The organism is Paucibacter sp. XJ19-41 (assembly GCF_028462495.1).
Taxonomy (GTDB): Bacteria; Pseudomonadota; Gammaproteobacteria; order Burkholderiales; family Burkholderiaceae_C; genus Roseateles_E.
Genome location: NZ_JAQOWX010000230.1, coordinates 1 through 2,736, shown reverse-complemented (window position 1 = coordinate 2,736; position 2,736 = coordinate 1). Strand labels below are relative to the sequence as shown.

General features: G+C 70.9%; 2 protein-coding genes and 3 pseudogenes. 1 reads left to right on the top strand and 4 read right to left on the bottom strand.

The features are described from left to right. From PO768_RS28375 to mltG (PO768_RS28360), 4 genes and pseudogenes are all read right to left on the bottom strand, one after another. Positions 1 to 504, bottom strand: a pseudogene (locus PO768_RS28375) (DNA polymerase III subunit delta'); the annotation flags it as partial. Further along, complete coding sequence (gene tmk / locus PO768_RS28370; protein WP_272648729.1) at positions 498 to 1,127, bottom strand: dTMP kinase; 630 nt, start codon at positions 1,125 to 1,127, stop codon at positions 498 to 500. The gene tmk and the pseudogene PO768_RS28375, both read right to left, overlap by 7 nt. 4 nt (positions 1,128 to 1,131) lie before the next feature. Then, positions 1,132 to 1,506 (bottom strand): annotated as a pseudogene (gene mltG / locus PO768_RS28365) (endolytic transglycosylase MltG); the annotation flags it as partial. Further along, positions 1,392 to 2,240 (bottom strand): endolytic transglycosylase MltG, encoded by an 849-nt coding sequence (mltG, locus tag PO768_RS28360; RefSeq protein WP_442953315.1) that lies wholly within the window; start codon positions 2,238 to 2,240, stop codon positions 1,392 to 1,394. The gene mltG (PO768_RS28360) and the pseudogene mltG (PO768_RS28365), both read right to left, overlap by 115 nt. 96 nt (positions 2,241 to 2,336) lie before the next feature. Here mltG (PO768_RS28360) and PO768_RS28355 point away from each other — a divergent pair. Next, a pseudogene (locus PO768_RS28355) lies at positions 2,337 to 2,736 on the top strand (folate-binding protein); the annotation flags it as partial.

The window sequence follows — 2,736 nt, the reverse complement described above, 5'->3', positions numbered from 1 at the left end:
GCTGGCCAGCGCGAAGCGCAGCACGCCGGCCGGCTCTTCCAGGGTCTTCAGCAGCGCATTGGCGGCCACCGTGTTCAAGGCCTCGGCCGGATAGACCACCACCACCTTGGCGCGGCCACGTGCCGAGGTGGCCTGAGCAAAGCTCAGCATCTGGCGCACCGCCTCGACCTTGATCTCGCGGCTGGGCTTGGTCTTGCTTTCCTTGCTGCTCTCGCCCTCGTCGGCGGCCCAGCCCAGCGGCTCGCGCAAGGCCTCGGGGATCAGCAGCTGGAAATCCGGGTGGGTGCGCGACTGGAACAGCTTGCAACTGCCGCACTGGCCGCAGGCCCAGCCCGAGCCGGGGACCGGCGTCTCGCACAGCCAGGCCTGGGCCATCAGCAAGGCCAGATCGAACTGGCCGACACCGGCCGGCCCCTGTATCAGCAGCGCATGCGAGCGCGCGCGTGCGAGGGCCTCGGTCAGCGGCTCGGCCAGCCAGGGCAGGGCCAGGGTGTCCGTCACCATCCGCGCGACTCCAGCACGGCCGTGATCTGGGCCGCGACACTGGCGATCGAGCCGCTGGCATCGATGCGGGCAAAGCGCTCGGGCGCGGCCGTGGCGCGCGCCGCATAGCCGGCACGCACCCGCTCGAAGAAGTCCAGGTCCTGCTGCTCGAAGCGGTCTGCCTCGCGTGCGGCGGCGCGGCGCTGCGCGGCGATCTCGGCCGGCAGGTCGAACCACAGGGTCAGGTCGGGCTGGCGGCCCTGCAGCACCCACTGCTCCAGGCTGCCCAGCACCGCCAGATCCATGCCGCGTCCATAGCCCTGATAGGCAAAGCTCGCGTCGGCAAAGCGGTCGCAGACGACGGTCTTGCCGGCGGCCAGCGCCGGCTCGATGACCTTGACCAGATGGTCGCGGCGGCCGGCAAACACCAGCAGCGCCTCGGTCAGCTCATCCATGCCGCTGTGCAGGAACAGGCCGCGCAGGGTCTCGGCCAGCGGCGTGCCGCCGGGCTCGCGGGTGTTGACCAGCTCGGCGCCGCGCTCGCGCAGGCGCTGGCTCAGGGCCTCGATATGGGTGGACTTGCCGGCACCGTCGATGCCTTCGAAGCTGATGAAACGGGCGCTGCGGCCCAGGGCACTGTTCACGAAACTATTGACCACGCTGGTATTTGTTGACGGCGCGATTATGCGCGGCCAGGTCCTCGCTGAACTCGCTGCTGCCGTCGCCCCGGGCGACGAAGTACAGGGCTTTGCTGGCCGGCGGATGCAGCGTGGCCTGCAACGAGGCCACGCCGGGCATCGCAATCGGCGTCGGCGGCAGGCCGCCGCGGGTATAGGTGTTGAAAGGGGTGTCCGTCTGCAGATCGCGGCGGCGCAGATTGCCGTCGAAAGCCTCGCCGAGACCGTAGATCACGGTCGGGTCGGTCTGCAGCGGCATGCCGATGCGCAAGCGGTTGATGAAGACCGAGGCCACCAGGCCGCGGTCGGCCGCCGCGCCGGTCTCCTTCTCGACGATGGNCCGTAGATCACGGTCGGGTCGGTCTGCAGCGGCATGCCGATGCGCAAGCGGTTGATGAAGACCGAGGCCACCAGGCCGCGGTCGGCCGCCGCGCCGGTCTCCTTCTCGACGATGGAGGCCAGGATCAGGGCCTCATCGAGGCTCTTCAGCGGCAGGCCGTCGGCGCGGCCGGCCCAGGCCGATTCCAGCCGGCGGGCCATCGCCGCATGGGCGCGCTTGAGCACAGTCAGGTCGCTGACGCCGCGGCTGTAGGCATAGGTATCGGGGAAGAAGCGGCCTTCGGCCGGCATGCCGGGCGCGCCCAGCGCCGCCATGATCTGGGCCTCGCTCATGCCGGCCGTGGCCGGTTTGAGCGCCGGCGCCTTGGCCAGCGCGGCGCGGAACTGGCGGAAGGTCCAGCCCTCGATCAGGCGCACCACCTCCAGCACCTCGTCGCCGCGCACCATCTTGTTCAGCAGATCGCGCGGCGTCGCGCCCTGGTGGATCTCATAGCTGCCGGCGCGGATCTGGCGCGCCTGGCCCGACCAGCGGAACCACTGATAGAGCAGCCGCGCATCGGTGGCGACACCCGCCACCACCCAGGCCTGGGCCACCTGCTGCGGTGTGCTGCCCGGCTCGACGGACAGCTCCACCGCCGGCTTGTCCAGCGCCAGCGGCTGGTCCAGCCACCACCAGGCCGCGCCGGCGCCCGCCCCGGCCAGACCCAGGGCCAGCAGCAGCAGGCTCAGCAGCCAGCCCACGGCGCCGAGACCGGCGGAGCGTTTTCTTCTGTTGCGATGGCGGGCCAAGACCTGAGCTTTCCGAAGGTGATGTGGGCGCTGATGATAATCGGGGCCATGAGCGAACCCACCCACACCACTTCCACCATCACCGGCGGCGCGCTGCGCCTGGCCGACTGGGGCCTGATGCGCGCCCAGGGCGAGGAAGCCGCCAAGTTTCTGCACGGCCAGCTGACCCAGGACATCGCGCTGCAGACCCTCGATCAGGCCCGGCTGGCCGGCTACTGCTCGGCCAAGGGCCGGCTGCTGGCCACCTTGCTGGCCGTCAAGAACACCGGCGATGAGCTGCTGCTGGCCCTGCCGGCCGAGCTGCTGGCGCCGACCCTGAAGCGGCTCTCGATGTTTGTACTGCGGGCCAAGTGCAAGCTCAGCGATGCCAGCGCCGACTGGGCGCTGTGGGGCCTGGCCGGCCCGGCGGCCAGCGCCTGGCTGGGCGCGGCCGCGCCGGCCGAGGTCT